This window comes from Echinicola sp. 20G (genome assembly GCF_015533855.1).
Taxonomy (GTDB): Bacteria; Bacteroidota; Bacteroidia; order Cytophagales; family Cyclobacteriaceae; genus Echinicola.
On the sequence record NZ_AP024154.1, the window covers coordinates 1,841,993 to 1,857,473 of the forward strand.

The window sequence follows — 15,481 nt, forward strand, 5'->3', positions numbered from 1 at the left end:
CCCCCTTTTCCAACCTACACTTTCTTCAAAAAGGATTGCTATGACGCATTGATATTTATTTCATTAGCGAATTCAGGTAAGCAGTAAAAGTTTAAGAGCTGACTTGCAGTTCAGGGGAAGAAGGGGCATTGATCAATAATGGACCAACTGATGTTGGAAAAGCAGGCCAAGCTTGGTGAGGGCATTGGCGGTGTTTTCATCCCAATCCAAGCCAAAGCTTAACCTTAGGCAGTTTTTATACTGATCCCTAAGGGTAAACATCCTACCTGGGGCATACTTGATACCCATGTTCAAGGCTGCTTCATAAAGCAAGGAGGTATCGATCCTGGGATCCAATTCCACCCAAAGCTGGAAGCCTCCTTTTGGAAAAGTAACCTTAGTATGGATGGGAAAATACTCCTGAATAATTTGAAGGTACTTATGTAGGTTATGCTGAAGGCTGATTCTCAATTGTCGGAGGTGTTTATCATATCGTCCTTTATCCAAAAAACGGGCCACCACCTCGTGGGTGAGTGAAGGGCTGGAGACTTGGTGGTAAAGTTTGGTTTTGATGATTTTGTCCTTGTATTTTCCGGGAGAAATCCAACCCACCCGATAGCCAGGAGCCAGGGTTTTGGAAACAGAGCTGCACCAAATCACAATGCCTTCTTTATCAAAGCTTTTGCAGGATAATGGCCTTTCCGCACCAAAGTACACATCACCATAAAGGTCTTCCTCGATCAAGGGGACTTGGTGATTGGTACAGATCCTGACCAAAGTCCGCTTGCTTTGACTGGACATGCTATATCCCAGCGGATTGCTGAAATTGCTGACCACTATGATGGCAGCAATCTCCTGTTGTTTAAGCATCTTTTTGACTTCTTCCAGGTCCAAGCCAAGCTCACTGTGGGTAGGCATTTCGATAACTTTGAGCCCTAGGCTTCGGGCAAGTTGGAGGGTGCCAAAATAAACAGGCGTCTCAGTGATAATACTGTCACCCTTTTTGGTCAACGCCATCAGGGCAATGGCTAAGGAATTCATACAGCCACTGGTCGTGACCAGATCATCCGGGGATACTCCGTTTTCCCAGAGGGAGGTTCTTTTGGCAATTTGCCGCCTAAGCTTGAGGTTGCCTACAATTGGCTCATAGGACACTAGGGCATCTGAGGTGTCCAGCATGGTCTCTCTGACTATTTTCTTTAAGCGGGCCACAGGCAACATGTTGGCAGAAGGCACCCCGATTGCAAAATTAACCAGGCCTTGATCCTCACTGATTTGACTATACACCTTTTGGATAAAATCTTCCATATCTCCTCTTCCTGCCTTATCTGTAGGTTGGTAGATTCCTGGACGCGGTTGGTTTTTTGGGGAATGAAAGGTGATAAAGTAACCTCTTTTGGGCTGTGCTTCAATTAAGCCTTTGGCTTCTAATACATACATGGATTGCAGGACTGTGCTGATACTCAGTCCAGTTTGTTGGTGCAGGCTCCTCACTGAGGGAAGTTTGTCCCCTATCTGAAAGGCTCCATTTCGGATTTGATTTTCCAGTTCCTCAGCCAGCTTTTCGTATAAATTCATGTTGTGATTCAGTTTTGAGGTGCTAGAAGTCAGGCGACATCTCCATTTTCTATCCTAATGTTTTTAACTGTTATGGTCAAAAATACAAAAACTGTATCTGTAATGGTTGTTGACTGTTGTTTAATTTTGAGGAAAATCAAAACAATTACCTGAAATAAGAAGGTTATGGAAATCAAATTGCAACTAAAACAGAATAATACGGTTGATCAATTCAATTTTGATCAATTTCAGTTTGGAGTGGAAGCCACCGATCACATGTTAGTGGCGAAGTACAAGGACGGACAATGGCAATCAGCCTCGATACAGCCATTTGAATCACTTCAGATTTCGCCATTGGCAATGTGCTTACATTATGGACAGACGGTGTTTGAAGGATTGAAGGCATATAAGCAGGTCAATGGAGATCTTAGCATTTTTCGCTTGGACCGACACCATGTGCGGATGAATGAGTCCTTGAGGCGGATGGCTATGCCAGAGCTTCCTGAAGCACTTTTTTGTGAAGGCATCAAACAATTGGTAGGCCTTGAGCAAGAATGGATCAGTGACCGTGAAGGTTATTCTTTATATATCCGACCCTTTGTGATTGCTACAGAAGAGCGCTTGGGAGTAAGTATTTCCAAGGAATACCTTTTTATGGTGGTTTGCACGCCCATGGCCGCCTATTATTCAAAGCCCTTGAAGGTAAAGGTGGAGCGTCAGTATACGCGTGCGGCCAAAGGTGGTGTGGGAGCTGCTAAAAATGGAGGGAATTATGGAGCTGCTTACTATCCTGCCAATTTGGCCCAACAAGAGGGCTTTGACCAAGTTATCTGGACTGATGGAAGAGATCATGAATATGTAGAGGAGTCAGGGACGATGAACTTGATGTTTATCATTGAAGGGAAGTTGATCACCCCACCAGTGGGAGAAACAGTGTTGGCGGGCGTGACAAGGGATGCACTTTTAAGTATAGCCAGAGATTTAGCCTGGAAGGTGGAAGAGAGGCCAATCAGTTTGAGTGAAATCAAAACGGCTTTTGAATTGGGCAAGCGAGTGGAGGCCTTTGGAGTGGGGACTGCAGCAGTTATAGCTCCCTTTGAGCAAATTCATATGGATGGTGTGGATTACTTTCCTAGCGTAGGGGAAGGTGCCCAAATGTTCCAATTAAAACAACAGCTGACAGCCATTCGCTCCGGAGAGCAGGCGGATAAATTTGGCTGGAACACCCTTTTAAGTGCAGAGGTATTGGGTTGATTTGCTTGCCTTGCACTCATTCCTTAAATTGGAAAAAAAGTGGCCATGAGTAATTCATCCAGTAGAAGAAATTTCATCAAGTCTGTCACCCTTACCGGGCTAGGGACGGGCATGATTCCATTTGAAGTACTGTCCATGGACACTTTGACCAAGCCCCACTTAAAAAGCGATAAATCAGGCATGAAAGTTTTATTTCAAGGAGACAGCATTACCGATGGCAACAGGGGGCGAACCGAAGACCTGAATCATATCATGGGGCATGGTTATGCCTTTTCTGTGGCCAGCAGAATCGGGGCTGATTTTCCAGAAAAGCATTGGGAGTTTTTCAATAGGGGGATTTCCGGAAATACGGTGGTGGATTTGCAAGAAAGGTGGACTAAAGATGCCCTAGCGTTGAAGCCTGACTTGCTCAGTGTCTTGGTCGGGATCAATGATGCAGGCCAGCATGTCAGAAACCCTGAAAAGGGGGCGCAATTGGCGTTGTTTGAAGAGACTTACCGGGATATCCTCCAGCAAAGTTGGGAACAAAACCCCGATTTAGTGATTGTTTTGGGTCTGCCTTTTGTCTATCCAGTGGGGAAAAGGGTAGAGCATTGGTCTATTTACGAAAAAGATGTCCTTCAAAGGCAGGAAATTGTCAAACAGTTGGCGGATGAATTTGGGACACTATTGGTGGATTATCCTGCCGCTTTTGACAAGGCCATGGAGAAGGCGCCAGCGGAATATTGGATTTGGGACGGGGTGCACCCCACAGTGGCTGGCCATGAAGTCATGACCAAAGCATGGTTGGATACTGTGGCGGATAAATTTTCCTTTTTGGAGGTTTACCGATAAGTTTCACAATTTTTTTATGGTGTTTATTTAAAGAAAAGCTATGGTGAAACCTGAGTTGGTTCAGCTATTAGTCCTATTCTAAAGGCTATTAAAGCAAATTTACTACCTTATCACAGCTAAGGTTAAAAAAAAAATCCTTGAGTAAAAGGTGATATCCTTTATCAAAAAGCCACATCTTAATAGAAGACCAACAATACAACCATGAAAGATCAATTGACAAGTCCAGCTGGCCGGGAACAGCTTTTCCTGCGGCTTTATCGGGAATCCTTTCCGGATGTGGCCAAATACATCCAAAAGAGAGGCGGAACATTGGCCGATGCCAAGGATGCTTTTCAGGACAGTTTGGTTATTTATTATGAACAACTGACAAAAGAAAAGCCTATCGCAAATCAGAAACAGCAAGCCTATTTGTTTGGCATTGCCCGGCACCTTTGGTTTAAACGCTACCAACAGCAAAGCCGGTTTCTAAATGAGGTTGATGGAGTGGGCGAAGGTTTGATAAGTGACCAAATACCACAGGAACCAGCTCATCGGGATGTTTGGCAGTTTTTGGAGCAGGCAGGCCAAAAATGTATGGAAATGCTCAAGGCGTTTTATTACGACCGACTGACCATGGAGCAATTGGCCGGACAATTTGGCTATCAAAGTACTCGTTCGGCAACGGTACAGAAATACAAATGCCTTGAAAAAGTAAGGGATCAGGTCAAACAAAAATCACTGACACATGAGGACTTCATTGGATGAAATCAAGCAGTTGGAAGCATATGTTTTCAAGCAGCAAAGCCCAGAAGAAAGCTTGCTGATGCAGGCCCAGTTACACTTGGATAAGGGCTTGGCAGAAAGGCTGGAGGACCAAAAAAAGGTCTATGGATTGGTACAGCAATATGGACGAAGGCGATTGAAGGAAGAAATCAGCCAAGTGGAAGCGCAGCTCTTTGGAGAAGCCAAGCACAGGAGTTTTAAAGAAAGGATTTTCAAAATATTTAACCTGTAGACATGTTTCAAGCGAATTCATCCCAAGTGATCCCGGTGGTCATTGACCAGCATGATTTCAATGGTCGGGCCTATGATATTTATAGTTTATTGCTGAAGGAGCGAATCATTTTTTTGAGCAGTCCCATCGATGATCAAGTGGCCAATCTGGTGGTTGCGCAGTTACTTTTTCTAAACAGCCAAGATGCCAAAAAGCCTATCGATCTTTATATCCAAAGTCCTGGCGGAAGTGTCTATGCTGGGCTGGCCATTTATGATACCATCAAGATGATCTCTGCACCGGTGAGTACGGTGGCGGTAGGTTTTTCTGGGAGCATGGCCACAGCACTGTTGACTTCTGGTGAGAGAGGAAAAAGGCTGGCGTTGTCCCATGCCACCATCCATATGCACCCTACCAGTGGTGGGGCAAAAGGCTATACCGAAGATGTTCGGATTGCCACCAAAGAACAGGAGCGTTTACAGGTGCAGCTTTTCCATATCATCGGCAATAATACGGGCCACTCTTGGCAAGAGATCGAGGAAATCTACCTTCGGGATCGTTTCATGAGTGCACCAGAAGCCAAGGATTTTGGCTTGGTGGATGAGGTACTGGGCAGCACGGATGATATCATCCAAATCCAGGATATGCCCTTTGGTGTAAAGCTTTTTGGGGAGAATTAAGGAAACTATCCTATTTGATCCAGCTTTGATTTTTTGTGTTAGCTGCTGATAATATCAATTATTGATATGGAGCATTCCAAATACTATGACTTAGCAACCCGCGTTGCAAACGCGGGTTAACGTTGGGTTGGTTGAAGTTGAATGTAAGCCGAGGGAGTCAAATAGTCTAAAACGGTATGATTTTGTCCTAATTGTCAAAGGGTGATTTTAACCCGTAACCCTGACTAAAATATATTGTATCTCCTTCATAGTGGCGAGCGTATCCTACTTCGTATCGGAAATTCAAGAGCTCATTGGTTTTATCAAGAAGTGATTTAAAAAAGTGAAATTCTGTTGAAGACTGTGATTTACTTTTATTTAGGAAGGATAATAATTGAGGAGAATTAAAAGTTTCTATCCTTAAATCAACGGTGCTTTTATCTTGACCAAATTTTTCTTCATAGATGTTTATTGATTCGAATTTATATTTGGATGTAAGGTTGATTTTATCAGATAGATTAAAATATCTTCTCGAAGCTATGGTGTCTTTATGATATATAATGTACCATATATTGGATGGTTTACCTTGATTATAATGGAATATTACAGTTGTGTCTTTTGTCCTACTAGAAATAATCCTTCCCGTTACTAATGAACTATCAGCTTTGAAGTAAGTTAAATGCTCTTTTTGAAAGGTTGCAGCATTGTAATGAACCATTTTATTCTTATTGCATGAAAATAGAAGTGTTGCAATCAGTGAAAAAAATAGATACTTTTTCATTTTAGTTTGAGTATATGAGATAAATTTCAATTTAAGCCCCATGCCCATTTCTGACTATTTTGACAATGCGGCTGTAGATGATTTCGGATAGGTTCCAGTTGTATCCATCGAAATTGGTAGTGTTGGTAAACTGGATGATCACCGCATCCATGTCTTTGTGGTACTTAGCAATGCTCTGGTAACCAGGGATCAGGCCCGTATGTTCATACCCATATATGGAGGAATAGATTTCCTGCTCCCCTTCTCTGAAAAGAGAGCCATCGTTCAAGGCCCTGATAAAGATGCCCACATCCTCAGCAGTTGCTAACATCCCCTGTTTGTCGGTCTTTAAGTCAGCATCATACCCCACATAGTAACCACTCATCACATCATCAATATTGACTTCCTTAAGCGATCCGAAGGTGTTTTTAAGGCCCAAAGGCATCAAGATTTCTTCTCTGATGTATTGGAAATGGTCATAGCCCAAAACCCTGTCCATCAGCTCCGCGAGTAATAAATAATTTGTGTTGGAGTATTCATAGTCTTCCCCAGGCTCGAAATTGGCAGGCAGATCAAGTACCAGTTCAAGCCTTTCTTGATAGCTTTCCTTAGGTGCGGCCCAGTAGTTAAAGGTGTCTGTATAATTGGGGATACCACTTCGGTGTTGCACCATCATCCTGACAGTGATCTTATGGGCATTTTCAACCCTTCCCACCAGTTCCGGGAAATAATCGGCCACCGTTTTATCCAAGGATAAGAGTTGGTCGTGCACCAATTTGGTAATGGCCACAGCATTGTAAAGTTTGCTGATACTGGCCAGCTTGAATAAGGCGTTTGGTTTGGCGGGTATTTTGTTTTCGCGGTCATGCCAACCTGCAGCATAAAATGCAGGGTCTTTGCCAGACTCATCCACATAAACAATAATGCCGTCAAAACCATAATCGAGGGCTTCATTGACCTGTTCTTGAACGGTGTCCGGCATCGGGATGATCCAGGCTTTTACCAGAATCCAAGGGACAAAAAACAAGGAGATGACTGTTCCCACGAATAAGGCTATTCGGATGATTAGTTTGGACTTTTGCTTGGTCATGTTATTTCAGGTTGGAGCACTTTTGGAATTCAATTAGGGCTTGAAAAATACAATTTATTACTAAATGTTCCTCATGTACTTATATGCAATTAGATATAATGGCATAGCTTTTCGAGGAATTATATTCTTTTGCAGTTAAAATAGAGATGGGAAGCGCTGCGTCTACCTTTCCGATGAAGCAAGTCTAATTGCCTATTTATGGAAAAGGTGCAGGATTACTTGCCTGAACGGATAAGCAGGTTTAATGTAAATTAGCACTAAAAGGTAGTTGACGACTCAAAAGGAGGACTTTTAATACGTGAGAGTTAGCTTTTTCCAATGGCTATCAGCAGAAAAATGTTTCGCATTGATTTCACTGAAGGCAATTTGTTTTAATGATTAACTAAACATAGTTATCAAATAAATTGAAGAAAAATTAAGTTTAATGCTTTTATGAGGATATTTTTTTCGTATGATCGTGGTTAGTCGTAAGATAAAAAAAGCCGGAGGCGAAACCCCCGGCCTTTCAAACCTATTAAACCGTATTGTTTACCTTAAAATCATCTCATATCTTCAACTATTTTAAATAGTTTTTCAAATCGCATTGGTTCAGTTCTTTGATGCCCTTGACCACTGCCTCCGCATTGTATTGGGCGCCTGCCTCGATGGTGTGGGTATGGTCTTTGTCATTGAAGTAGTGGGCTTTGACATAATCCTCTCCCAGCTGATCATAACCATCTGCGATGAGCTGGTTGAGGTCAATAAAATAAGCTTCTCTGGCCTCGGCGGCCTGCTTGGCCCAAAGTCCATAGCTTTCGTCCGCACGGTTGACCTTGCCTTCTTTCCAGCTGTTGCGCGGAATCAGGGAACAGACAATGGGGGTAGCGCCCGCTGCTTTGATCTGTGTGATCATTTGCTTGAGGTATTGTCCGTAGGAATAAACCGTTTCATGTTGTTTGGTAATGGAATTGTAGATTTCTTCTGCTTCGGTGCCAGCACTTCTGATGGTGCCCCTGGCGCGGGCCTCATCGTCCAGTGGGCTGCTGTCATTGTGGCCAAATTGCATGATCACATAGTCACCTGGTTCCAGTTTTTGATGTACCTTCTCCCATAATCCATAAGTTTGGAAGGTACGGCTGCTGGTGCCGCCCAACGCATGGTTTTGTACCTTGATTTTGTCCAGATCAAAGAAAGGAGCCATGAAATCTCCCCAGCCCCAGAGTCCACCAGCCCCATCTCCTTGGCCATTTTTCACGGTGGAATCACCGATCAGATAGAGCGTTGGCTTGTCTTTTTTCAAATAAGCCTTGAGTTCACAATCCTCCAATTCTTTTATCCCTTGCACTACTGACCAAGCATTGATACGCGCGCCTGCCTCGTTGGTGTGGGTATGGTCTCTCTCAAACAAGGCCTTGACCACTTCAGGGCCCCACTGGTCATATTGGTCGGCTACGATATTGTTCAGGTCGATAAAATAAGCTCCCGTTCTGCGGGCAACAGCTTTGGCCCACTTGCCGTAATCTTGGTCAGCCCTTTCCACTTCTCCATTTGGAAATTTGTTTCTTGGAATCATGGAGCAGATAATGGGGGTGGCACCTTTTTTCTTGGCTTCGGTCACGAATTTCTTCAAGTACCAGCCATAGGTATGTACCGTTTCTGGCGTGCCATCCGGCCAGGTAAGTTCTACTGTTTCATCTCCTGTGCCACGAAGGACCCCTCGGTATCCTCCCCGAGTAGTATCGGGCTTGCTGCCTTCATTGTGGCCAAATTGCATCATGACAAAATCTCCAGGTTTCAGCTCGTCCAGGACACGTTGCCAGCGACCTTCTTTGACAAATGTCCGGGTACTCCTTCCGGCCATCGCCTGATTGCTGACTTCCAGCTGGGTGCTGTCAAAAAAATCATCTATAAAGGTGCCCCAGCCCCATTGTCCAGGGCCACCGTCCCCGCGACTGTTACGGACAGTACTGTCACCGATAATGAATAAGGTATGTTTTTCTTCTTTTTGAATAAAGGCCGTCAAGGCCAATGATGCCAAGCAAAAAAAGGCGAGTAGGCTATATTGGAACTTTTTAAACATGATCATAATGGTGTTTATGGCATCGCTTTTTCTATTGAATAATTTTAAGCGAAGATCATTTAAAGCTACATAGATCAATCAAAAAACCTGTGCTGTAGTATATGGTTGATTGGGTTTTGCCCCACACTACAGCACAGTAATTTCTTAAGGAAAACTAATTTTATGTTTTTAATTCAATAATTTAATAGATCAAAATTTTATTACTGATCCTATGAACATCCAAAAGACCTTATGGAAACCTGGAATCTTGGGCATGATGAGCTTGGCCTTGGCCTGTTCTCCGCAAACCCCATCAGACCAAGCTGTTTCTGAAGCCCCTGAAGAAAAGATTACTGATACCAATACGCCTTTGCACTTATTGCAACCTGACTATCCCGTACCTTATGGGGTACCCGAAACCGCAGAAGTCAAAGCGGTCATTGACCGGGTAAGGGATTATTTGGCAGCTACTACTCCGACCGAAATCCTAACTGAAGCGGGGGAAACCATTACTGACTTTAGCCAAGTAGATGAGAAATCGGTGCTGAAACAAGGTGATTTCAGGTTGTTAAGCTATGAATGGGGGGTGACTTATTCGGCCATGCTCTTGGCAGGAGAAGTGACAGGTGATGAAAAATATACCAACTATACCAAAGAAAGGGTGAAGTTTATCGCCGACCTTTATCCATATTTCCAAGCGGTCGGGAGCAAGGAGCATGCTTTGCATTCGGTGCTCTACCCAGGAGCTTTGGATGATGCGGGGGCGCTGTGTGCTTCTTTTATCAAAACGGACAGAAGCGGTCTGGATGCCGATGTAAGGCCGGTGATTGAGAATTTTATGGACTATATCATGAATGGGCAGTTCCGCTTGGAGGATGGTACATTGGCCAGGAACAGGCCACTGAAAAACACCCTTTGGCTGGATGACCTGTACATGAGTGTGCCTGCTATTGTGCAGATGGGCAAATATACTGGCGAACAAAAATATTTTGATGAGGCTGTCAGGCAGATCAAGCTATTCTCTGAGCGTATGTTCAACGAAGAGAAAGGCCTCTATATGCATGGCTGGGTGCAGGGGATGGATGTTCACCCTCAGTTCCACTGGGGCCGTGCCAATGGTTGGGCGATCCTGACCAAGGTAGAAGTGTTGGATGCCCTTCCTGAAGATCATCCAGGAAGACCAATGGTGCTGGACTTGCTGAACAAGCATATCCGTGGTTTGGCCAAGTTGCAGTCTGGGTCTGGTTTTTGGCATCAGTTGCTGGATCAAAATGATTCCTATTTGGAAACTTCTGCCACAGCAATTTACACTTATTGCATCGCCAAGGCCATTAATGAAGGCTGGGTAGATGACCAAGCTCATGCTCCTATGACCCTATTGGCTTGGAATGCAGTGAGTACACAGGTCAATGACCAAGGTCAGGTGGAAGGTACTTGTGTCGGTACAGGTATGGGTTTTGACCCTGCATTTTACTACCACCGTCCGATTAATCCCTATGCGGCCCATGGCTATGGTCCTGTGTTAGCGGCTGGCGCTGAAGTGATCAGGATGTTGGAAATGCACGACTTTGAGATCAACGACAGTTCGGTGCAGCTACTGGACGAATCTTCTAAGAACTGATCACTATCGATATTCGATAAATAGAGAGAGGGCCTGTGAAAGCAGGGCCTCTCTTTTTTTGTTTTAACTTGTCAATGCCGACTTACTTATCAAATACTACCCCCATTCCAAACATTAAAGCCCCCTATCCTATCCAACAGGTCCTTAAATTAGTGGTAAACCTAATAAACCTAAATGACCATGTTGCGAGTAATATGTTTGGCAATATTTGCCCTTTTGGCCTGTAAGGCTGATGCCGTTAAAGAGTCCCCTGAAAAAAATGAAAGTGAAACCATCCAGTCTTTGTCCGTTGTGGGAACGCAATTGGTTGATGAAGGGGGAAGCCCATTGGTACTTCGTGGGGTGAGTTTTGGTTGGCATAATTGGTGGCCCCGTTTTTATAATGAGGAGGTGGTTAGCTGGCTCAAGGAAGACTGGGGTGTCAATGTGGTTCGGGCAGCCATGGGCGTAGAACCAGCAGGTGCCTACCTGTCGCAGTCGGATTGGTCCAAAGAAAAAATAGAAGCAGTGGTAGAAGCAGCCATAGCAGCTGATATTTACGTGATCATCGATTGGCATAGCCATCATATTTTTACAGAGGATGCCAAGGCCTTTTTTCAGGAAATGGCCCGTAAGTACGGTGAGCACCCTCATGTGATCTATGAAATATATAATGAGCCTGTGGATGATACTTGGGCAGAAGTGAAAGCCTACAGTGAAGAGGTAATCCGTGCCATTCGGGAAATAGACCCAGACAATCTTATCCTGATAGGCTCGCCCCATTGGGATCAGGATATCCATTTGGCGGCTGATGACCCTATTGTCGGTTTTGATAATTTGATGTATACCTTGCATTTTTATGCTGCTACCCATAAGAAATTTTTAAGGGACAAGGCGGATTATGCCTTAGACAAAGGACTTCCGCTTTTTGTGTCGGAATGCGCAGCCATGGAGGCCACTGGTAATGGTCCCATTGATCAGAAGTCTTGGACGGATTGGCATAGTTGGATGGAAAAGAATCAACTGAGCTGGTTGACTTGGTCGGTGTCAGACAAGGATGAAACCTGCTCCATGTTGAAGCCCTCAGCCTCCTCGAAAGGGAACTGGAAAGCTACAGATTTAAAAGAATGGGCAATCTTGACCAAGTCTTACTTGAAAACGGAATAGCATAGGACTTAGTAGAGCAACTGCATAGGAAAGTTTAAGTGTTTATTTTACATTTTAATTATTGATGGTTAAATTGTTCAAAATGACAGCCTTTACATAAGGTGGTTTTACCCAATTTAACCCTACTATTCTATGAAAAGACTATTCCTGTTCCTCTTCTTTGTAGTGACAAGCCTTCCCTTTTTGAATACTTTTTCTACCTACGGACAAAGTGATTTGCCTTTTACTCCAGCTGATACCGTTGTAATTCAAGTTAATTTTGATAAAACCGTTGGGGAGATGGATCCGGTTTGGGCCTGGTGGGGCTATGATGAACCCAACTACACCTACATGAAGGATGGCCAGAAACTTTTAACGGAAATCTCACAGCTCAGTCCGGTTCCGGTTAATGTACGGGCACATAGCCTATTGGTCACAGATGAAGGTACCCGGGCAGCCTTAAAGTGGGGTTCTACCAATGCCTACACGGAAGATGAGCAAGGTAATCCGGTATATGACTGGACCATTGTGGATAAGATTTTTGATACTTATGTGGAAAGAGGTATGAAGCCATTTGCGCAGATTGGATTTATGCCCAAAGCACTTTCTTCCAAGCCGGAGCCCTATCGGCATCATTGGAAGCCGGGAGCGAAATACGAAGAAATTTATAGGGGTTGGGCTTATCCCCCTAAAGATTATGAAAAATGGGCTGAGTTGGTTTTTCAGTGGGTGAGGCATTCTGTGGAGCGCTATGGAAAGGAAGAAGTGGAAAGCTGGTATTGGGAGCTTTGGAATGAACCTAATATTGGTTATTGGCAAGGCACCACAGAGGAATATATCAAGTTATATGATTACACCGCTGACGCGGTAAAGCGGGCACTGCCCACTGCCAAAATCGGCGGCCCTGAAACTACCGGTCCGGGTCATCCTGATGCAGCCAAGGTCTTAAAACAGTTTTTGGATCATGTCACCCAAGGGACCAATTATGTGACAGGGAAACAAGGTTCTCCTTTAGACTTTATTACTTTTCATGCCAAGGGAAGTCCCCGATTGGAGGATGGTGTGGTAGTGATGGACATGGGAAGGCAGTTACGGGATATTGATAAAGGTTTTGAAATTGTGGCTTCCTATCCTAGTTTAAAGAATTTGCCGATAATCATTGGAGAGTCCGATCCCGAGGGTTGTGCGGCCTGTTCTGAGGCGGATTACCCTCACAATGCTTATAGAAACGGAACCATGTATTCCAGCTATACGGCAGCTTCTTTTGCGAGGAAGTACCAGTTGGCAGACCATTATGGGGTCAACTTTCTGGGTGCGGTGACTTGGGGATTTGAGTTTGAGGACCAAGCTTGGTTTGCCGGGTTCAGGGATATGGCCACCAACGGTGTAGATAAACCTGTTCTGAATGTATTCAGAATGTTTGGTATGATGGATGGAAAGCGGGTACAGGTCCTCAATGGAGCGGGCAATAGTGATCAATTGGCATATGATGCCATGTCCATTAGAGATCATAGTGTCCGGGGGAATTTACCTGATATCAATGCATTGGCAGCGAAGTCTGAGGATCAAGTGACCATAATGGTTTGGAACTATCATGATAGAAATGAAACGGCTCCCGCTTCTCCTATCAGTTTGGATTTGAAAGGCTTGGAACCTGGGAAATACTTGCTAGAGCATTTTAGGGTAGACAAAGAAAACAGCAATGCCTATGAGCTTTGGAAAGCCATGGGATCCCCACAGTCTCCAAGTTCGGAACAAATCCGTCAATTGGAAAAAGCCGGTCAGCTGGATTTGTTAACCTCTCCCCAATGGATTTACGCCAAAGAGGGAAGTTTCCAGTTGGATATGGTATTGCCTCGTCAAGGAGTGTCGCTGCTCAAGCTGATCAGAAAGCCTTGAGGCCTTAAGTGAGTTGAAAGTTTGGGAGGAGCGTTGATAAGGTACAGTATGGAACAGTACACTTCCGGTTGAGATTGGCCTTATCTTAGTTTGGAAATAGGGGTTTACGGTAGGTTTAACAGCCTACATATAATATTATTATTACGATAATTTGGGTTTATTTTAATGTTTTAGGCTTAGTTCCTAAACATTTTCTGAAGAACCCCGGAGCATTTTTTCCGGGGTTCTTTCAGTTTAGTGAAATTAATAACCACCGCAAATAACAATTCAAATGAAACATCAGTTTTATGCCATTAGCGTTTTACTTGGGCTTTTGTGGAGCTCTTGTTCTGAAAAGAAAGTGACTCTCCGCATGGAAGAAGTACAAGTAGCTGCTCCTTTTGAAATGCCTGTCATCAAGGTGCCTGATTTTAGTGAGGCCGAGCGCTTTTTGATTACTGATTTTGGTGCTAAACAAGATGATCAAGAAGCTACTTCTAAAGCTATTGAACATGCCATCACTGCTGCTTTTGAGCATGGTGGAGGGAAGGTGGTTGTCCCAGCTGGAGAGTGGCCAACGGCAAAGATCCACTTCAAAAGTAATGTGAATCTCCACTTGGAGGAAGGGGCAGTATTGCTTTTTTCGGGAGATCCTCAGGACTATTTACCTGCGGTGCAGACTACTTGGGAAGGGATGGAGTGTTTTAATTATTCTCCCTTGATTTATGCTTTTGAGTGTGAGAATGTGGCCATTACTGGTACTGGCGAGCTTAGGGCCAAGATGGACACCTGGAAGGTGTGGTTTGCCCGGCCAAAGCCACATATGGAAAGTCTAAAAAGACTCTATAACCAAGCGGCGAAAGATGTGCCGGTGGAGGAAAGGCAGTTTGTGAATGATACTTCTCACTTTCGACCACAATTTATCCAGTTTAACCGGTGTCAAAATGTGTTGTTGGAAGGAGTTAAAATCAGGAACAGCCCGTTTTGGGTGATCCATCCATTTATGTCCAAAGATGTGGTGATCCGAAAGGTAAATGTCTATGCCCATGGGCACAATAATGACGGCGTGGATCCTGAAATGAGCCAAAATATGCTGATAGAGGACTGTGTGTTTGATCAAGGTGATGATGCCATCGCTGTAAAGTCCGGTAGAAACCAAGATGCATGGCGGTTGAATATGCCGACAAAAAATGTGGTGATTAGAAATTGTTTGGTGAAAAATGGCCATCAACTCCTTGCCATAGGAAGTGAGCTTTCTGGAGGAGTGGAGAATGTTTATATGGAGAACTGTGAAGTGGAGGCTGGCGCTAAACTTAACCATCTTTTATTTATCAAAACCAATGAAAGAAGAGGAGGCTATGTGTCCAATATCAGAATGAAAAACATCAAGTCAGGTAAAATTGATAAAGGCATTTTGGGAATAGAAACAGATGTGCTTTATCAGTGGCGGGATTTGGTGCCTACCTATGAGCGTAGATTAACTCCGATCAAGGAAGTTTATATGGAAAATGTCGAAGCCACAGATGTGGCATTTGTTTCACGGATTCAAGCCAATGTGGAAGAGCCTGTGGAAAATGTTCAGCTGAGAAATATTCAGGTAGATTCCATTAGAGGGGAAGCACTCATCAACGAAAATGTAAAAGGGTTTATGTTGGAAAATTGAAAAGGGAAATGCTAATCCTTCTACCTGTAAAAAGAAGGGTTTACTTGTTT

At 44.0% G+C, this 15,481-nt stretch carries 13 protein-coding genes; 9 read left to right on the forward strand and 4 right to left on the reverse strand.

Features of this window, described 5'->3' with window-relative positions; all coding sequences use genetic code 11:
• Window positions 1-132 precede the first annotated feature (132 nt).
• Window positions 133-1,557: a PLP-dependent aminotransferase family protein gene (locus JL001_RS08135; protein ID WP_200975619.1), complete on the reverse strand. Its 1,425-nt coding sequence runs from the start codon at window positions 1,555-1,557 to the stop codon at window positions 133-135.
• A 165-nt stretch (window positions 1,558-1,722) separates the two neighbouring features.
• On the opposite strand from JL001_RS08135, the gene JL001_RS08140 reads away from it, so the two are divergent.
• The 5 genes from JL001_RS08140 (at window position 1,723) to JL001_RS08160 (ending at window position 5,277) form a co-directional block, all read left to right on the forward strand.
• Window positions 1,723-2,790, forward strand: coding sequence for a branched-chain amino acid aminotransferase (locus JL001_RS08140; protein WP_200975620.1), 1,068 nt, complete (start codon window positions 1,723-1,725; stop codon window positions 2,788-2,790).
• A 45-nt stretch (window positions 2,791-2,835) separates the two neighbouring features.
• Complete coding sequence (locus tag JL001_RS08145; protein WP_236252750.1) at window positions 2,836-3,624, forward strand: SGNH/GDSL hydrolase family protein; 789 nt, start codon at window positions 2,836-2,838, stop codon at window positions 3,622-3,624.
• Between the two features lie 201 nt (window positions 3,625-3,825).
• Window positions 3,826-4,368 (forward strand): RNA polymerase sigma factor, encoded by a 543-nt coding sequence (locus tag JL001_RS08150; protein ID WP_200975621.1) that lies wholly within the window; start codon window positions 3,826-3,828, stop codon window positions 4,366-4,368.
• Window positions 4,349-4,618, forward strand: coding sequence for a hypothetical protein (locus JL001_RS08155; protein WP_200975622.1), 270 nt, complete (start codon window positions 4,349-4,351; stop codon window positions 4,616-4,618). The genes JL001_RS08150 and JL001_RS08155 overlap by 20 nt, the downstream gene beginning before the upstream one ends.
• 2 nt (window positions 4,619-4,620) lie before the next feature.
• Window positions 4,621-5,277, forward strand: coding sequence for a ClpP family protease (locus tag JL001_RS08160; RefSeq protein ID WP_200975623.1), 657 nt, complete (start codon window positions 4,621-4,623; stop codon window positions 5,275-5,277).
• A 187-nt stretch (window positions 5,278-5,464) separates the two neighbouring features.
• Here JL001_RS08160 and JL001_RS08165 read toward each other — a convergent pair whose 3' ends face one another.
• From JL001_RS08165 to JL001_RS08175, 3 genes are all read right to left on the reverse strand, one after another.
• Window positions 5,465-6,037, reverse strand: coding sequence for a hypothetical protein (locus JL001_RS08165; protein ID WP_200975624.1), 573 nt, complete (start codon window positions 6,035-6,037; stop codon window positions 5,465-5,467).
• 31 nt (window positions 6,038-6,068) lie between these two features.
• Window positions 6,069-7,106 carry a serine hydrolase gene (locus JL001_RS08170; protein ID WP_200975625.1) on the reverse strand — a complete coding sequence of 346 codons (1,038 nt, stop codon included), beginning with the start codon at window positions 7,104-7,106 and terminating at the stop codon, window positions 6,069-6,071.
• Between the two features lie 556 nt (window positions 7,107-7,662).
• On the reverse strand, window positions 7,663-9,165 hold the full coding sequence (locus tag JL001_RS08175; protein ID WP_200975626.1) for a rhamnogalacturonan acetylesterase: 1,503 nt from the start codon (window positions 9,163-9,165) through the stop codon (window positions 7,663-7,665).
• Window positions 9,166-9,376: 211 nt separating this feature from the next.
• Between JL001_RS08175 and JL001_RS08180 the strand changes: the two genes are divergently transcribed.
• The 4 genes from JL001_RS08180 (at window position 9,377) to JL001_RS08195 (ending at window position 15,431) form a co-directional block, all read left to right on the forward strand.
• Window positions 9,377-10,765, forward strand: coding sequence for a glycoside hydrolase family 105 protein (locus JL001_RS08180; RefSeq protein WP_200975627.1), 1,389 nt, complete (start codon window positions 9,377-9,379; stop codon window positions 10,763-10,765).
• Window positions 10,766-10,945: 180 nt separating this feature from the next.
• Window positions 10,946-11,911, forward strand: coding sequence for a glycoside hydrolase family 5 protein (locus tag JL001_RS08185; RefSeq protein ID WP_200975628.1), 966 nt, complete (start codon window positions 10,946-10,948; stop codon window positions 11,909-11,911).
• A gap of 132 nt (window positions 11,912-12,043) precedes the next feature.
• Window positions 12,044-13,789, forward strand: coding sequence for a beta-xylosidase (locus JL001_RS08190; RefSeq protein WP_200975629.1), 1,746 nt, complete (start codon window positions 12,044-12,046; stop codon window positions 13,787-13,789).
• Between the two features lie 271 nt (window positions 13,790-14,060).
• Window positions 14,061-15,431: a glycoside hydrolase family 28 protein gene (locus tag JL001_RS08195; protein WP_200975630.1), complete on the forward strand. Its 1,371-nt coding sequence runs from the start codon at window positions 14,061-14,063 to the stop codon at window positions 15,429-15,431.
• The last annotated feature ends 50 nt before the right edge of the window (window positions 15,432-15,481 follow it).